This window comes from Bifidobacterium indicum (assembly GCF_036987015.1).
GTDB classification, from domain to species: domain Bacteria; phylum Actinomycetota; class Actinomycetes; order Actinomycetales; family Bifidobacteriaceae; genus Bombiscardovia; species Bombiscardovia indica.
The window spans coordinates 1,307,210-1,322,765 of sequence record NZ_BTXM01000001.1 but is presented as its reverse complement, the minus strand read 5'-3'; the positions used below and the strand labels follow the sequence as shown (position 1 = coordinate 1,322,765).

Sequence of the window (15,556 nt, the reverse complement as noted above, 5' to 3'; positions counted from 1 at the left end):
AGGGGGGGGGTAGGCATTACCGGGCTGGTGTGCCTACCCTCCTCTGTGTGGTCAGCGGCCGCTGGTAAGGTTTCTTCCCGTTGCAAGGGGGGTGAGAATGAGTAACGAAGTCAGAGGATCGGCAGAAGCCTTGGGGCGCCAAGGTTCACACGGTGGCCGTAATTCAAGTTTTGAGCTATTGCGTCTCATTGCCATGTTCATGATCGTGGCTCATCATCATGTCACCCACAATCCGTTCCCTGCCTTTGACCAGCCGGCATCAATCAATCAATTTGCGTATGTCTTCTTCTTGTCAATGGGCAAGATTTCGGTAGACATCTTTTTCGGTATATCGGCATGGTTTTTATGTGAATCGCGTGATTTAAGCATCAGAAAGTCGCTGAGACGTATCTGGATACTTGAACGGCAGATGCTGTTCTACAGCCTGACGCTTATGGTCTGTTTCCTTGTGTTTGACCGTAAAGACATCATGTCTGAGCAGATTATCGGGTCTTTCTTCCCCACCTTGTACGACATGTGGTGGTATCCGACCAATTATGTGCTCTTCCTGCTCTTCTATCCCTTTGTGACTGTGGGCCTGCAAAAAATGGGACAGAGGATGCATGCATGTCTGGCGGTGACCCTGCTGCTTGTATGGGGTCTCGCCTATGGCATGACGCCCAATGATTATGCAGGTTTCCTGTCGGCCACCTTCGTCAGCTTCATTTATCAGTATGTGCTCATCGCATACTATCGGTGGTATATGAGGAAAGCCTCCCGTGCTCTGAGTTGGTCTATGGCCGGTGCAGGTGCTCTGATGATACTTGCCATCATGGTCATCGCGGATCTGGTCCATCTGCGCCATGGGGGTCCCTTCCCTCGAATCGTCTTTGACTACCTCATTGCCGAAGGCAAACTTCCTCAGCTGCTCATCGCTTTCGGATGCTTGTTGATTGCCGATCGGATGTATATAAAAAGCCGGCTGATCAACTATCTGGCCAGGGGAACATTCGGGGTTTATCTCATTCACGACTACCCTCCGGTCAGGAAAGTGCTGTGGTCCTTTTTTGATATCGGTAAGATCTGGGGAGGCCATGGTGCGGCCGTGTATTCCCTGGCCATCGTGGTTCTTGTGTTTACCGTTTGCCTTGTTCTTGACTTGATTCGCGAGTTCCTGTTTTCCCGCACCATTGATCGTCGCAGGGGCTACTGGTTCGATCTTCTGGCCGACTGGTTCCAGTCGAGTCCTGCAATTGTTCGGGTCCGACAGTACCTAACGGGGTTACAGAAGGTGAATATCGACTGATAGGCGCCAGATTCCCGGCCTTCCCGGCGCTCGTAGACGTTTGGCTGAGACTGCTTTTTCTTGGAACCGGATAGTGGCTGAAAGGGTTCTGCTTTGAATACGCGGGGTCTGTGCAGATGGGAATGGGCCGGCGATTCGTGTCTGCAGCGGATTCTGCACGGATCATAGCATATAGGTACGGGGGCCGAATGGTCTTCTTCGTAACCGGAAGAAAAGGGTTGGACAATGGTTGAACAGGATAACCGGAACCAAGGCGGGAATCAGCTGGATAATCAGGGTGAGATAAAGGCCGACGGTTCGGACAAGCGCCCGGTCAGCTCCATGGCCATCGTCAGCCTGGTACTGGGCATCGTCGCACTGCTGGCCTCCTTCTTCAAGGAGGTTGGCCTGGTGGCCCTCTGCCTGGGTGGCCTCGGGGTCATCTGCTCCCTGCTGGGATTCTTCTTCGCACGCAGCGGTGGTCGGCACAAGGGGAAGGTCATGGTCATCTTCGGCCTGGTGATGAGCCTGCTGGCCATCGTCGTGGCCCTCTTTATGCATGGGGGGTTCAGCCAACCCTTCGTCATGCCGACCTTCCGGTTCTGGCCGGCTCCGTCGGTGGCTTGAGGTGAGGGTAATCCCTGACCCAGGCTTGGTGGTGCTCGAAGACGGGAATGACGCGGGTGGTTCCGAACTTCGGACAAGCCGCCAGGAGTGTCTGGTGCTGAGAAGGAATGTCTGGTAGTGTATGACCCAACTTGGCAATACCCGTAGTGTGACGGGCATCGCATGGTTCGATTCTGATAGGGACACCATGAATACAAAACTGCCAGCACTGGTTCTGACGATTATGTTCGGGGTTATTTCCCTCGCCGGGTGCGGGGGTTCCACCCGCTCGGAGCCGAGTCTGGAAGACGTCAGCAGCAGATTCGCCGCAATGAAGAAATACTACCTGACCGGGGACGGCGACAGGGTGACCATTTCCGCCAAGAAGCAGGGTACCGTCTACCTCCTTGCGATGAGGTCGGATCTGCGCAAGGTGGATGCAGGGCGTTGTACCGTCGATGGCAAAGCCATGCGGTCCTCATCCTCGGACCTCAATTACCCGGCAGGACAGGGGAAGAACTTCTTCGCCTTTGCCGAATCCTCGATCGTCGGTGGCGATCACGAACTCGCCTGCACCCATAACGAGGGAACAAGGCTGTTGGCCCTGTTCGCACCAGCCTCCTGATTGGAGCTGCCCACAGTCGCTGATTAGAAGTTCGGCTTGCTCGGCCTCCTTCAATCCGGTTTCCTGATGGGAACGTCGCGTCCGTTGATATGGCACGGCAGTCATGCAACAGGATTGAAAACCGGATGGAGACGCCTTGTCCGACCGTATTGCCACCAGACGCCTTGTGCACGACGGAGTCGAATGTCTGCTCTTTGTGGAGCGACCGCTCGAAGATGAGGATGGCGCTTGTACGACCGGGGTGGGGCTGGTCGAAGGCAGTCGGGAGTGCTGGTCCCTCCAGGTGTGTGGAGACGATGGTCTCCAATCCCTGCTTCTGGCCCTGAGACTGACGAAGACGCTCCTAAAAGCCGATAGCGGTTTTACCTTCCTTGGCGTGACGATCTTATGCTGCCGGATTATGCGGATGCGGATCAAGAGGCCCTCGACAATGGAGGAGGCCCGAGGGAACCCGGTTCGGCCGCGGAATGAGTGCAAAGACAGGAAAGCGGAGGCTGACAGGGGTTGCTTCGCCCGGGTGCGGGCATGATTGCCGAGGGTCTGTGCGTGCGAACACAGAGTGTGGAATCACTGGGTACTCACTGAGGGCCTTGCTGGGTTGCCATGCCGGACTGTCGATTCCCGGACTTGCCGATGACATCTGCCGGGGCCATACTCATATCATGGGTTTTTCGGGTGAGGAAACTGTGCTGGGCCTGGGACATGACCTGGTCTCCATAGCCGAGTTCGCCGAGCGGTTGGCCATGCCCGGTACTCGGATGAGCAGGTTGTTCTCAGTCCGTGAGCAAAGGCAGTCCCAGGAGCGGGCCCGGGTCAAGGGTGATGATGTGGAATCGCACCTGGCTGTTCGTTGGGCTGGTAAGGAGGCCGTTCTGAAGGCCTGGTCGGAGGCCTTGCGGGATGAGCCCGCCCCCTATGGTCTCGACGATTTCCCCTGGGGTGGGATTGAGATACTGGACGACAGGCGTGGCAGGCCCGGGGTTCATCTCGGGCAGGAAGTCCAGGACCGCCTGGATGAGTCACTCCCGGATCCGTCCGATTCACGCCAGAGCAGACTTGGCTGGTCCGGGGTGAACGGCGACGATTCGGTTGGGGCGTTCGAGGCGAATCCCCGTGGGGCCGCGAGCCTGGTCTGGCGCATTGCCCTAAGCCACGATGGCGGCATCGCCTCGGCGGTGGTCCTGCTCTGCTGCCGGTGGTCCTGAGCCGATCTGGTCTTTCCGTACTCGGATTCCTTCGTCATCCTTCGGTATTCCGATGGCACAAGACCGGTGCCCTTGCGGAAGAGCTCGGCAAACCGACTCGAGGTGGAGTATTCGATCATGCCTGCTAACCGATGCATGGAACGGTCCGTTTCAGACAGGAGACGTCCGGCTTCCCGCATGCACATGCCCCGGTTGTATTCCGTGATTGCGCAGCAGTGCACCTGTCTGAAGGTCGATTTGAGTTTGGTCCTCCCCGTGCAGGCGATTGTGGTCAGGAAGTCCAGGGATGCCTCATCCGAGCAATGCTCGTCCGGATAGGAGGTGACGTTCTCAAGCTGCACCCGGTCCTGGCCGTTCAAGCGCCTTCCGGCAGGATTCCCCAGAGCCTTCTCCCGGGCGATGAGGAGGGAGATGGCCTGGGCCACCTTGTTCTCGTAGAACAACCGTGTCGCAATGCCGTCTCCGCGGTACCGCTCCACCTCGCGTAGGAGCATGGCCAAGGGCAGGGAAGTCCTCCGTCTGGTCGACTTTCTGGGAGACGGGGAGAGGATTTCGGTAGTGGCCATGGTAGTGGTTCTGCAGATGATCCTGATAGTAGTCGGGCATCACCTTGATGCTCATGCTTCGGATTGGAGCCTGTTTATGGATGAGTCCCCCGGTACGGCTCGCGGCCGCTGATGAAGGTCTTGATGCATCGCGGTGAAAGGCATCGGTGTGGTGATGTCTCTTTCCCGGAGATGGAATCATACAGGGGTACGCTCAGGTATTCGGCAACCGGAAGTCCATGATGAAGTCGCCATGGAAACGGAATTCGTGGATTTTGATATCGAACAGGTCGTTCTGCGCATAGATCCAGGAAAACCCTTCTCAGACCTCGGATGACCGGGACCAGCAGCACCCCGCCGGATTGAAGTTATCCATGTCCTTGACCAGGGTGAAGTGGTTGTCCTGGAGAAGGGGTTCATAGTAATCCGAATAGATCCGCATGCGACCCGCCATTTCTGAAACGAACGGACGTTTCTTTGGAGCATGGGGACGAACAGGCCACCCAGCTTACCAGTACTTTCAAGCCATGGACTGACTCTCACACAGTTCCACGGCAGAAGGAGAACACATGGCGGATCGAACCCGTGACAGAAAAGGACTGACCATCCGCGACCTGGTCACCACTGGTATATTCACGGCCCTGATACTGGTCTTTACCTTGATCGGGGGCGTTTTCTTCGCTTCCAACCCGGTACCGACCTTCTACATGCCTGCCGCCTCGGCCCTGCTCTGCGGGCCCATCGATCTGCTCAGGGTGGCACGGGTGCAGAAGCCCTGGAGCATCACCGTCATGGACATTCTGATGGGGGTGGTCCGGTTCATCACCGGTATGCACCGGGCCTTCGCCCTGGGGTATATGCTCATGGGGGCCGTCGCCGAGCTGGTCGCAGGAACACGTCACTACAGGAGCCGGATGGTCAACGTCCTGTCCTGCATTCTCTTCTCTTTGGGTGGTACCGGCTCGTATCTGGTCTTCTTCATTGATCCGGCCGGCTGGTCCAGGACCATGCTGGGCAACGGGACGGAGAAATCCTACGACGATACCATGCAGGCCACGGCCAACACCTGGATGCTGATAGCCATGTTCGTTCCGATCCCGGTAACGGCATCGGTCAGTGTTCTTGTGGAATTTTACTGCTGAGGAGGTAGTTCGAAAAAGCGGGCATCAATGCGTGACAGGGGCTGCCGGAGGGTGGGAGCCACATCTGGATCCGCGTACGAAGCTCATTCTTATCCTGATCTGCGTGGTCTCGTCGATGATTGCCCCTCGTTGGTCTGCCAGTTCGTGTTGGTGGTGTCGATAGGTCTGCTCCGTGCCGCCTGCGGGCGATGGCGGTACAGAGCCAAGGCCGTCGTTGCGTATGAGGTCATCTGTTTCTTTGACCGGGTAGGTCCTGGCCCACATGACCGGCTCCCTCCTGACCATGTTTGTGGCCTTCCTGGGTCTCTTCCACAGGGTCTTCGCCGTGGCATACTGGCTGGGCTGGTGGTGACGACGGCCAGGGCAATGAGTTCCTGTCGGCCATGAACCGGGTGCGCACCTCCAGACAGCTCGTCATTCCTCTGTCGGTTCTCTTTGCGGTACGTGCCGACCATCCAGGAGGACCGGGTCTATATCCAGGACATTATGCGGATGCGTGGTGTCTTCCCCTCGTCGGCCGGGTTCCACACCCGTCCCGTCTTGACGGTGGAGTGCATCCGTGTGTCTCTGATGATGTCGGCCGCAAGGGCGGCGGATGAGCTCTCGACCGATTCGGTCACCAGGGGATCGAGAATCCGGTACAGCGCACATGCCTGGTTCGGATTCGATGCGGTCCATCGGATTGTGTGGTCATGGTCCTTGCCGTCAATGACCTGGTCTTCGGACTGTGGGCGCGGTTGGGTCGTCCCGGAATCGATTCGATGGGGGTTTCCTTCTCTTTTATTCAAGCCGCGAGGGCGACGGCCTGCATGGTATCGACCTCCTCGTGACTGATGGAGCGCGTGCTTTGCTGCGGCCGCAGCGGGTGCGGAAAGACTACCATCACGCGGCTGGTCAACGGGTTCGTCCCGCAGTTCTTTCCCAGGGAGCTTTAGGAACAGGCAAGGGTGGATGGGAGTGTCATACCCTCCCTGCCCATGTACCGGATAGCCGGGAAGGTAGGATCCGTCTTCCAGAATCTCAGGACCCGGTTCTTCAATGTGAACACCGACATCGAGATGGCCTTTGGCATCGAGAACCGGGCCCGCTCCGTCGGGGAACTGGTTGGGCGGGGTGACCGGGACGGCTCAGGGCCTCAACATCCGAGACCTCATGGACAGGAACATCTTCGAACTGTCAGGTGGTGAGCAGCAGAAGATCGCCCTCGCTTCCGTCTATACCATGGATTCGGAAATATACCTCTTGGACGAACCCTCATCCAATCTCGACATGGCCCCGATCGCGGAGCTGAGGGGGCACCTGCCTTATCAAGAGCCAGGGCAAGACCATCCTGATCGCGGAGCACTGGTTGTTCTACCTCATGGATCCGGTCGATCGGATCGTCTACCTGGAGCATGGGCGCATTGTCGGGATATTCATCCCTGAGGAGTTTTCCTGGTCCGGTCGGCTGGGTGAACCCATGGCCCGATTGCGACATTCCTACATGGTGATGCAGGACGTGGATCACGAGCTCTTCGCCGAGAGTGCGGAGGCTGAGTGCTCCTTCGGCATCAGGCACCCGGAGAGGTCTCTGGCCGAAACGACCTTGGTGGAGTTCGGGCTCGGCGCCCTGCGTGAACGCCATCCCAATACCCTATCGGGAGGGCAGAAGCAACGTCTGACGGTCGGCGTGGGCATGATCTGCGGAAAGGCCCTCATGGTTCTTGATGAGTCGAACGGAGGTCTCGGCTTCGACGGCATGAACCGGGTGGCGCAGCTTATCCGCCAGTTCTCGGACATGGGGAAGGTCATCATCATCGTGGTGACCCATGATTTCGAGTTTGCCCGCCGTACCTGCTCGTGTCTCGTCCGCGTCGACCAGGGTCGGATACGCGAGGATGTGCCGGTTGGTTCATTATCTCAGGAACACCTGAGGAGGATGTTCTCCTTAATGCCATCGGATACCGTGGGAAAGGGGGAGGGCGTGAGAAAGGAACCGGGTATTCCTCCTGATCCGTTGGGCGGGTGATCAGCGATATGGGCTCTTCCTGCGGCCCTTCTGTCCGGGGGGGGGGGGGCAGTAGCTTGTGCCCTATATGGGCATCGAGGCCTTCAGCGCCTGGGGGATGGACGGAATGAGAATCGGCGGGGTCATCGAGGACGTGGGGATTACTTCAGAGTCAGTGTCATCTACGGGGCCGGGGGAGTGTCAAGCCGACATGTGGGTCCGGGCAGAAGGCGTTCATCTGGTGGCTGCTGCCGAAGCGGTGTGGTTCCAATCAGGTGGCTTGCGGGTCCGGGCCGGTCTCCCGGTCTTCCAGATCGGCCCTCTCCACCAGTCGTGCCAGCTGGACCCGGCTCATATCGAGGCTGTCGCACGCTGCCGAAAGGTGGGCCTTGACCGTGCGCTCACTGATGTACATGGTCCTGCCGATTTCGGCATTGGTCATACCCTCCGAGGCCAGGATGGTGGCCTGGCGCTCGCGCTCACTCAATGAGTCCAGCATGGCCCGTGCCTGGTTCCTCCTGGTCATGGGGCGGCTGTAGGACAAGCTGTGGATGAGCTGGCGGGTGCTGACCGCGTTGAATTGGGGCTCATCTTTGCAGGCCTTGATGATCCTGGAGATGATTTCCTTTGGCGGGTCCGTCTTCGAGATGAATCCCTCGGCTCCGGCCTCAACGGCTTTTTCAACCGTATCGGAGGGGCTCAGAGAGGTCAGGATCAGGACGTGCGGGGGGTTGGTAAGTCTGCGTAGCCGCTTGGTGGCTTCGATACCGTCACACCCGGGCATGGAAAGATCCATCAGAATCAGATTCGGTTTTTCCTGACGGGCATGGGCCACGGCGTCGTCGGCGTTCAGGGAGGTAGAGACCACCCTGACCTGCCCTTGGGAATAGTCATCGATGATGACCTGCATGGTCTGGCATATCATTGGGTCGTTGTCGACGATACTGACCAGGATGGTGCCGGAAGATGTGGGGGAATTTCCAGTGTCTCCCGGTTTTGATGCCGCCCCTGTCTCCGACTCCGGATGAATTTCTCCCATGCTGCTTATGCTACCCAAACCAGTCACCATGGCGCGCCTTGGGATCCGTTGGCTTCAGGACGTGGCTTCGAAAGGAAGGACCACATCCAGGTTGAACTGCCCATGGTCATCGATTCCATACCTGCACTGGCCCGAAGCAGCCTTGACCCGCTTGATCAGCCCCGTGATTCCGTTGCCTCCGGAAGTTGCGGACAGGTTGGCTCCGGACGGGTCGACAGTACCCGGCTTGGGCATGGGATTGGTCAGATGGACGTGCACACCCTGATCCGGCCTGGCCGTCACTTCCAGGGAGACCGGCATGCCCGGGGCGTGTCGACGGGCGTTGGTCAGTCCTTCCTGGATGGCCCGGAAAGCCACCTTGCCTATGACGGGGTCCAGATTGCTCAGGTTCCGCACGTCGATCCAGGTGTTCAGGGTCATTCCAGTGTCACGGCTCTCCCTGCATATGTCGTCCAGAGCTTCCCGGGTCAGGGCGGTTTGCGGATCCGGGGCTATGTCATTGAGTACTTTCTCGGGGTGGCGGAGCATGTCGATGACGCTGTGGGTTTCATCCAGGGCGCCGGCTGCCTGCTGGCGAATATCATCAGCACGCTGGGCCAGTCCGAGCAAACGGGCGGTCAGCGGGTCCTGCGGGGAAGAGGCCTGCTCCTGTCTGGCCAGTGTGTCCAGTTCGACCTTAAGGGCGCTGGCGTTGAGCCCGATCAGGGAGAGGGAATGGGCCAGGGTGTCATGCGTCTCGACGGCGATGGTGTCGGTGACCTGCTGTCTGGTCAGGCTGTTCTCCAGCTTGCTGCTGCGTACATTTGCAGCGCTGGCTTGCTCGGTGGCCTCCTGGGTTGTGGTATAGAGGCGAATGTATATCCCCACGGCGATTGACAGGACCAGGAAGACCAGACTCAGAACCACGACGGCCAGAGGTGTATTGAGACCAGCATCGGCACCCTCGGTCAGCAGGGTCCTGATTATGGAGTCCTTTCGTGGCCTGTTCAGGTCTCGGGTGAGGGATACCAAGGTGGCCACCAGGGTACCGGTCGCGCAGGGGACAAGCCGGTCCACCCGTCTGCGGCGGGCGATCAGGCCGGTCAACCCCATCAGCGCCATCAGGGGGTCGATTGCCAGGACCAGGGTCGACAGGCTGGTGAGAAGGCAGGTCATGTAGGGCAGACGGTCCCTCTTGACCAGCAGTATCCACGGCAGGGCAAAGGAAATCATCATGGAGAGACCCGCCCAGAAAGAGAGGATCCCTCTTCCGGCGGCATCCATGTGGTTATAGGTGAAGGCAGACTCGGCCAAGGACATGAAGGTGGCCAGGACGATCATGATGACGGTACATAGTGTTCTGGTGCGTACCGGAACCACGTCCTTGGGGTCGGCGGCCAGGTATCCACGCATTCTTTCACGCAACCCTGTCATGCCAGTTCTCCCAAGTTCCTCTGTGCCGGCATGGTCGGGATTTCGTCGGCCATGCCATCCGGTTCATTTCTGCTGTGTCACACTCAAGGATAATTGCCCTCTATGGTTTCGTCAGTGTACGAGTGGTCATTCTTGTTCCCTTGCTCCTGCCCGATTGGGCAGGCAATTCTGCCCGTTTGTACACTTTCGATGAAATCGCCCGACGTATAGCATGACAGTGTCAACGAACAGAACGGATGCCAAGGTGATGACTTCAGCGTTGGTCACGTCGGTGTCATTGCGAGATGAAACTTTGATGGATCAGGGTTGTTTTCTATCGGAATACCACCTCGTAGGTGATATCCATCGATGATCTGCGTTGACCGCCAGAGAGAGTAGAGAGCACAAGGAGATTGCATAGGATGAGTGAGGATTACAATCGCGATACCGACGGCTACGGCGATGGAACCAATGCCGGGGCCGGGGACGCCTTTGACAGGTTCCGTCCCCAGAACGAGCAAGCCGGTCAGTCGGACGCAGGACGGCAGTCATCCATTCCGGCCTACCATCCCAATGAGCGCCAGACGCCGTTGGATGCCAGGTCAGCAGGGCAGGGGGTATACCAAGCCGACCAATCCACTGCCGGTCAGGGAGGTGCCTATCCGGCACAGCCCGGGCAGCAAGGTCCCTATGGGGCCGACGGTGGGATGATGGGGCAGGGCGGTTCTCCCGTCAATCCCAACCGGGGCCGTGGTGGTCATGGGCATAACCGGTCGGAGGAGCGTTCCGTCAGTGCCATGGCCATTAGCTCCTTGGTGTTGGGAGTCATCGCCATCATCTTCTCCTTCATCCCTATCATCAACAACTTCGCTTTCGTCGTAGGCATTCTCGGATTGGTTTTCGGCCTGGTCGGTGTGCACGCAACCGGTCGCAAGGGGCGCAAGAAGGGCAAGGGGCTCTCCATAGCCGGTACCGTTCTTTGCATCCTGGCCATGGTGATCACCCTGGTCATGCAGGCGGGCTTCTCCAAGGCGGCGAACTCCGTTTCCCCGTCGGCGGGAACAACCACGTCACAAAAGAAGGACGAGGGCAAATCCGAAAACAAGTCAGCCGAGTCGAATACAGCAACGGAGGCACCTGCAGTCGGTGACAAGGCCAAGGATGAGATCATCACCCTCAAGGCCACCTCCACAGGGTCCGGTTCGGTGGCCTATGGTCCCGCCGGTGCCACCAGCCAGGAGAATTTCAACGGTTCCTGGCAGAAGGACATCACAGGGGACGAAGCCAAGAAGACCCACACCATGACCGTCATGGGCGACATCATCAATCAGGACCCCAACCAGAAGTTGACCTGCGACGTCCTGGTCAACGGCGTCTCCAAGGATCACAAGGAGGCCACCGGGTCAAGCGCCGTGGTGATTTGCAATTCACCGATGTTCTGATTCCGCAAGGTACGGCCGGCTGCTTCTTCGAGTGGCCGGCCCTGACGATTTCCGATGGTGCCATACAGTACAGCTGAAGCGTTGCAAGTTGTTTGAAGTGCTGGATTATTACAAGGCGCTATCCGCGTATGCGGAATGATCCGTTTATTTCGGGCGACAGACCCGACAGGTAAGGTGTCCCACCCTGTGGTAAGCTCTTTACCGAGCAGATGGCTTTGCGGGCGTAGCTCAATGGTAGAGCCTCAGTCTTCCAAACTGATTACGCGGGTTCGATTCCCGTCGCCCGCTCCATGATTATCGTTGATATTCCGCTAGTTTTGGCGGGTTTCCCAAGGTCACGGGGCGTCCGGGAACCGTTCCGACTGAGCAAGATTTTCCCCAGTATTCGGCACTTTACGGTCAATTAGGGTACACGTTAGGGTACACACCGGAGGTGCTTGGATGACTACGGACACAAGGCTTGGGAGACACCACACCGCATATCGATGGCGAAAGACCGGAGGGGCTACTGGCATTTCCGCCACGAACTGCCCCCGACCCGGCCACGGGGAGACGCCGCCGGCTCGACAAGAGTGACCGGATCAGGAGCGAGGCCCGACGCAAATTCGACGAGGCGCTGGCCGAATACGAGAGGACCGGCAGGGTCAGGACCAACCGGGTTCCGCTCCTGCGCGACTGGCTCGACCGGTGGCTCGAGGAGTACAAACGCCCCAACATCAAGCCAAGGGTGTACGAGACCTACAGGAGCGACTGCCGCAACATCGCCGACACGATAGGCGATGTCAGGCTCCAGGACCTGGAACCCAGGCACGTGCGCGGCATAGGCAACACGATCATGAGGGACCGGAGCGGCAAGACCGCCCTCAACGCGTACATCCGCCTGCGCAACGCGCTCACCGACGCGGAACGGGAGGGGCTCGTCGAGTCCAACGTGTGCGACCGGTGCGACCCGCCCCGCGTGAGCGCCAACCCCACCGTCATCCTCGAGGCCGGGCATCCGGCCGCGCTTATCGAAGCCACCGGACGTGGACCGGGGGAGAGGTCTGCGCGCCACGTGGCCCGACGACGCGGAGGACCGGCGCATGTGGGCCCTCATGTGGCGGCTCGCCTTCGGTACCGGCATGCGGCAGGGTGAACGGTTCGCGGTCACACCCTCCGAGCTGGTCGTCAGCAACGGGGTGCACGGCATCATGGTCATGCACGAGCTGCAACGGTACAAGGCGGGTACCGTCATCCCCTCATGGCTGCACGCCGCCAGGGTGCGGGGCGAAGTGTGGATGGTGCCGCCCAAAAGCCGCAAGGGTGTCGGCTTCATCCCCCTCGAGGATGACCTGTGGCATGACCTCCACCAGTGGATAGAAGAGCAGCATATCGGCCCCGAGGACCTCGTGTTCACGCGCGACGGCTGGCCGCTCACCAACCCCGTGGAGCGCAGGCGCTGGAGCATGGCCCTCGAGGAGGCCGGCCTGCCCTACGTGACCATCCGCAGCGCCCGCCACTTCTTCGTCACCAGGCTGGCCGAAGCCGGCGCACCCGAGGACGCACGCAAGGACCTCATGGGGCACGTCAGCATCGGCACCACAGCCGGCTACACCCACTGGTCCCCGCAGATCCTCGCCGCCCTCGTCGGCAAAGCCGGTCATACCATCGAACAGCCAACACAGGTGAGCGCCATCGGATAATCGTTGCAATACCAACGATAACGACGGTTCAGAACCCCGAAAACACCCGTTTCGGCGCACTCATGGAAAAGCCCCGCTGAAACGGGACAGGCAGCTAGGATGTCTTCATGGTGTCCATGCATACTGTTTCAACAGTAGGAGAGGGCGGGAAGCTCCGTTCGAAGCACACGATAACCAAAGTCATCAAACTCAAGCCAGTGGTGAAGAGTAAGCAGGGTAGATTCAGCATCGGAGAATAGAAGGTGTATGTAAATGGACTTGAACGCATTGGCAGTCATTGTCGCTGCCATTATCACGTCAATGGAAGGCAATGCCCGTCTCGCACACCGTTTTTTAGAGAGCCGGTTGGGGAAACTTCGTTCTTTCGGGAGAAATTCTGATTGTAAAGTTGCACGATTTAAATATGCTCGTGAACTTAAGAATCCCAGGAAGAATTCTATGCTGGCTGAGGAAAGTACTTCATTGCCATTGGTCTTGCTATTTGAGTTTATATACGCGTTGGGGTTCGTTGTCTTATTTATGGACGGCGTATTAGTGCTGTCTGGTGTGTTTAACTCACGAGGCTGGCCCCCCAATTCCTTTGTGTGTGTTGTTATCGTATTGCTCTGCGCATCAGCCGTGATATGGAAATTGTTGACTTGGGTAACCAAGCAATTCTGTTGGAATTGTGCTATTGATAATTGTTTTGACAATTTCCTGAAGCCGGTTTTTCGGAAGCCCAGAGCTCCTTATTATGGACAAATCGAGTTCCCGAAAGCCGTTCAATCATTCCATAAAGTCTATGACAATCGTACTATTTTTTCGTTGAAAAGAGCGTTTAGACTGTCGATCGTTATAGGATCCGTCCTGTATTTCCTTGCTTCGCTCATCGACACAGGCTTGGGTGTCTGCTTCCCAGGGAACAGAGTGTTGCGATTCCATCCTGCCTCAGCTGTTTTTGCAATAGTATGGGTCTCTGTTGTTTCATGCTGTTTGTTGGCTTACTACATGAAACTGGAGGAGCTCATTCAAAAGGAAACAGAGAACCACCTGTGGTACAACCCTATTCATGACGCGAATCATGTGCGGCATAACGCAATTTTGGATAAGGCATGCGAATTTGGATACTGGTTGGGGGAAACCATTGGGGAGTCGAAGAAACGCGAGGAGCAAAATGAGTGAATGCTGTTCAAAGCAATCCGACTTTGTCGACTGTCATGCTTCGAACATCATTCACCTTCTGCAGTATGCTCCGTCATATCCATGAAGGCCCCGTCCGAGCATGGCCTGAGGCTAATGGAACCCTACTCAAAGAGGCCCCAGAGGCTGAACCTTGTATTCATGTAGATCTTGTTGTAGGCGGCTTTTCTGGGGTTTTTCACCCAGCCCATGCCTTACTTCCCCTAGCCTGGGATGTGGGCGTGTCCGTGCTGGATGAATCGTTTTGGGGGTTGTTGCATGGTGGTGTGGACGATCGGCATCTGATGGCGGGTGTGCGAGTTATGGCACGGTTCATTCACTGATGTGCGTGTTGTTTTTCTTCCGGTTCCTCGCAGAATGGTATAAGCCGATAACTCCTGCTCCGGCGAGGAACAGGAGGATGGAGAACAAGGCGAAATAGCATATTTGGCTGAATAAATCGTAATTAATAAAGAACACCACGATGGCGACGATTCCGACCGCCGTGAAGATGCTGAGGGTGTAATAGACGAAGTCTTCCGCTCCCCCGGCCCAACGGCTTGCCGTCCACATGCCAAGCACGAACGAGAATGGGATGACCACGAGCAGGTGGATGGCACCGATGAAGGCCAGGAATCTGAGGTCGTCGTTGGGTGACTGGATGAGGATGAATGGGCAGGCTGTGACAAGGAAGTAGTAGCTGAAGAGGAGGATACTGGTGAGCCCGACCCTTTGCTTGGGCTTATGGTCGATGGTGGCGTGGTCGTCCTTGTCGGGTTCCATGGTTTCCCACAGTAGCAACCGTGGTATGAGAGACCACGGGAACCGGGTGAATTAACACCATGGTCGCCGATCAGCATGGGAAGGCCCCGCCGAAGTGGTGCCGGAAGAAAGTTTGTCAGCCTCTGACGTTGTAGTCGGCCGATAGTGCGTTCATCGCTTTCAAGAACTTATACATGTAGATGAATGGTCCGACGATGATGAGGGCACCCAGCACATTCCACAGCCAGTAGTCGGAGGCGCTGAGCATGCGCTCGTGCCCCCGTCGCTGGAGCTCGTTGCCGATACGGTTGCTGATCTTGTGGAACCAGACGAACCATGCGATGCCGAGGGTGATCCATCCCACCAGGAAGAGCATGAGGCAGTAATGCATGGTCTTCTTGCCGTCGTAGCGGTTGGCTATCCGGTTGAGGGTATTCGTAGACTCTGTCATGACCACTATGTCGTAGATTCCCAGGGTGATGATGCCCAACAGGATGTATTTGAGCAGGGTCCTGTTGGTCTTGGCCTGTCCGACCGGAGCCTGTATCGGTGGCGTGACGGGCTGGTAAGGGGTCTGCTGGGGGTATGGTTGGGCTTCCATTGCTCTCTTTCTGTTTGAAGCAATAATGCTTGCTTGAGAAGCCTACTGCCTAGCAAGGTCAAGCGCTGACCGGCACGTCCTCGGACTGGTCTTGGTGGAGGAGGGG

Annotated in this window: 16 protein-coding genes, 1 tRNA gene and 1 pseudogene; 13 read left to right on the top strand and 5 right to left on the bottom strand. The window is 57.7% G+C overall.

Features of this window, described 5'->3' with window-relative positions:
• Nucleotides 1-97: 97 nt before the first annotated feature.
• The 4 genes from AACP59_RS05820 (at nucleotide 98) to AACP59_RS05805 (ending at nucleotide 3,700) form a co-directional block, all read left to right on the top strand.
• Nucleotides 98-1,285, top strand: a complete 1,188-nt coding sequence (locus AACP59_RS05820; protein ID WP_339350287.1) for an acyltransferase — start codon at nucleotides 98-100, stop codon at nucleotides 1,283-1,285.
• Between the two features lie 225 nt (nucleotides 1,286-1,510).
• On the top strand, nucleotides 1,511-1,891 hold the full coding sequence (locus AACP59_RS05815) for a hypothetical protein (RefSeq protein WP_339350286.1): 381 nt from the start codon (nucleotides 1,511-1,513) through the stop codon (nucleotides 1,889-1,891).
• A gap of 187 nt (nucleotides 1,892-2,078) precedes the next feature.
• Nucleotides 2,079-2,495: a hypothetical protein gene (locus AACP59_RS05810; protein WP_297315937.1), complete on the top strand. Its 417-nt coding sequence runs from the start codon at nucleotides 2,079-2,081 to the stop codon at nucleotides 2,493-2,495.
• A gap of 662 nt (nucleotides 2,496-3,157) precedes the next feature.
• Nucleotides 3,158-3,700, top strand: a complete 543-nt coding sequence (locus AACP59_RS05805; RefSeq protein WP_297316035.1) for a holo-ACP synthase — start codon at nucleotides 3,158-3,160, stop codon at nucleotides 3,698-3,700.
• 50 nt (nucleotides 3,701-3,750) lie between these two features.
• Here the strand turns inward: AACP59_RS05805 and AACP59_RS09515 are convergent.
• A pseudogene (locus AACP59_RS09515) lies at nucleotides 3,751-4,194 on the bottom strand (helix-turn-helix domain-containing protein); the annotation flags it as partial.
• Here AACP59_RS09515 and AACP59_RS05800 point away from each other — a divergent pair.
• The 4 genes from AACP59_RS05800 (at nucleotide 4,193) to AACP59_RS05790 (ending at nucleotide 7,395) form a co-directional block, all read left to right on the top strand.
• The gene (locus AACP59_RS05800; protein ID WP_339351200.1) at nucleotides 4,193-4,378 is read left to right on the top strand and encodes a hypothetical protein; all 186 of its coding nucleotides are present in this window, start codon (nucleotides 4,193-4,195) and stop codon (nucleotides 4,376-4,378) included. The pseudogene AACP59_RS09515 and the gene AACP59_RS05800 overlap by 2 nt on opposite strands.
• 436 nt (nucleotides 4,379-4,814) lie before the next feature.
• On the top strand, nucleotides 4,815-5,387 hold the full coding sequence (locus AACP59_RS05795; RefSeq protein WP_339350285.1) for an MptD family putative ECF transporter S component: 573 nt from the start codon (nucleotides 4,815-4,817) through the stop codon (nucleotides 5,385-5,387).
• 1,113 nt (nucleotides 5,388-6,500) lie between these two features.
• The gene (locus AACP59_RS09510) at nucleotides 6,501-6,812 is read left to right on the top strand and encodes an ATP-binding cassette domain-containing protein (RefSeq protein ID WP_440588590.1); all 312 of its coding nucleotides are present in this window, start codon (nucleotides 6,501-6,503) and stop codon (nucleotides 6,810-6,812) included.
• The gene (locus AACP59_RS05790) at nucleotides 6,748-7,395 is read left to right on the top strand and encodes an ATP-binding cassette domain-containing protein (protein WP_339350284.1); all 648 of its coding nucleotides are present in this window, start codon (nucleotides 6,748-6,750) and stop codon (nucleotides 7,393-7,395) included. The genes AACP59_RS09510 and AACP59_RS05790 overlap by 65 nt, the downstream gene beginning before the upstream one ends.
• Nucleotides 7,396-7,645: 250 nt before the next feature.
• Here AACP59_RS05790 and AACP59_RS05785 read toward each other — a convergent pair whose 3' ends face one another.
• On the bottom strand, nucleotides 7,646-8,329 hold the full coding sequence (locus AACP59_RS05785) for a response regulator (RefSeq protein WP_339350421.1): 684 nt from the start codon (nucleotides 8,327-8,329) through the stop codon (nucleotides 7,646-7,648).
• Nucleotides 8,330-8,467: 138 nt separating this feature from the next.
• Complete coding sequence (locus AACP59_RS05780) at nucleotides 8,468-9,826, bottom strand: sensor histidine kinase (protein ID WP_297315933.1); 1,359 nt, start codon at nucleotides 9,824-9,826, stop codon at nucleotides 8,468-8,470.
• Nucleotides 9,827-10,227: 401 nt separating this feature from the next.
• On the opposite strand from AACP59_RS05780, the gene AACP59_RS05775 reads away from it, so the two are divergent.
• The 5 genes from AACP59_RS05775 (at nucleotide 10,228) to AACP59_RS05755 (ending at nucleotide 14,090) form a co-directional block, all read left to right on the top strand.
• Nucleotides 10,228-11,247, top strand: coding sequence for a DUF4190 domain-containing protein (locus AACP59_RS05775; RefSeq protein WP_339350282.1), 1,020 nt, complete (start codon nucleotides 10,228-10,230; stop codon nucleotides 11,245-11,247).
• 217 nt (nucleotides 11,248-11,464) lie between these two features.
• Nucleotides 11,465-11,538: transfer RNA gene (locus tag AACP59_RS05770), tRNA-Gly, on the top strand.
• Between the two features lie 169 nt (nucleotides 11,539-11,707).
• Complete coding sequence (locus AACP59_RS05765; RefSeq protein WP_339350281.1) at nucleotides 11,708-12,382, top strand: tyrosine-type recombinase/integrase; 675 nt, start codon at nucleotides 11,708-11,710, stop codon at nucleotides 12,380-12,382.
• Nucleotides 12,330-12,929 carry a tyrosine-type recombinase/integrase gene (locus tag AACP59_RS05760; RefSeq protein ID WP_339350279.1) on the top strand — a complete coding sequence of 200 codons (600 nt, stop codon included), beginning with the start codon at nucleotides 12,330-12,332 and terminating at the stop codon, nucleotides 12,927-12,929. The genes AACP59_RS05765 and AACP59_RS05760 overlap by 53 nt, the downstream gene beginning before the upstream one ends.
• A gap of 252 nt (nucleotides 12,930-13,181) precedes the next feature.
• Nucleotides 13,182-14,090, top strand: a complete 909-nt coding sequence (locus tag AACP59_RS05755; protein ID WP_339350278.1) for a hypothetical protein — start codon at nucleotides 13,182-13,184, stop codon at nucleotides 14,088-14,090.
• 330 nt (nucleotides 14,091-14,420) lie between these two features.
• Here the strand turns inward: AACP59_RS05755 and AACP59_RS05750 are convergent, their stop codons facing one another.
• Together AACP59_RS05750 and AACP59_RS05745 are read right to left on the bottom strand one after the other, a co-directional pair.
• Entirely contained in the window at nucleotides 14,421-14,870 is a 450-nt protein-coding gene (locus AACP59_RS05750; RefSeq protein WP_339350277.1) for a hypothetical protein, read from the bottom strand.
• A 115-nt stretch (nucleotides 14,871-14,985) separates the two neighbouring features.
• Entirely contained in the window at nucleotides 14,986-15,450 is a 465-nt protein-coding gene (locus tag AACP59_RS05745; protein ID WP_339350275.1) for a DUF4234 domain-containing protein, read from the bottom strand.
• Between the last annotated feature and the right edge of the window lie 106 nt (nucleotides 15,451-15,556).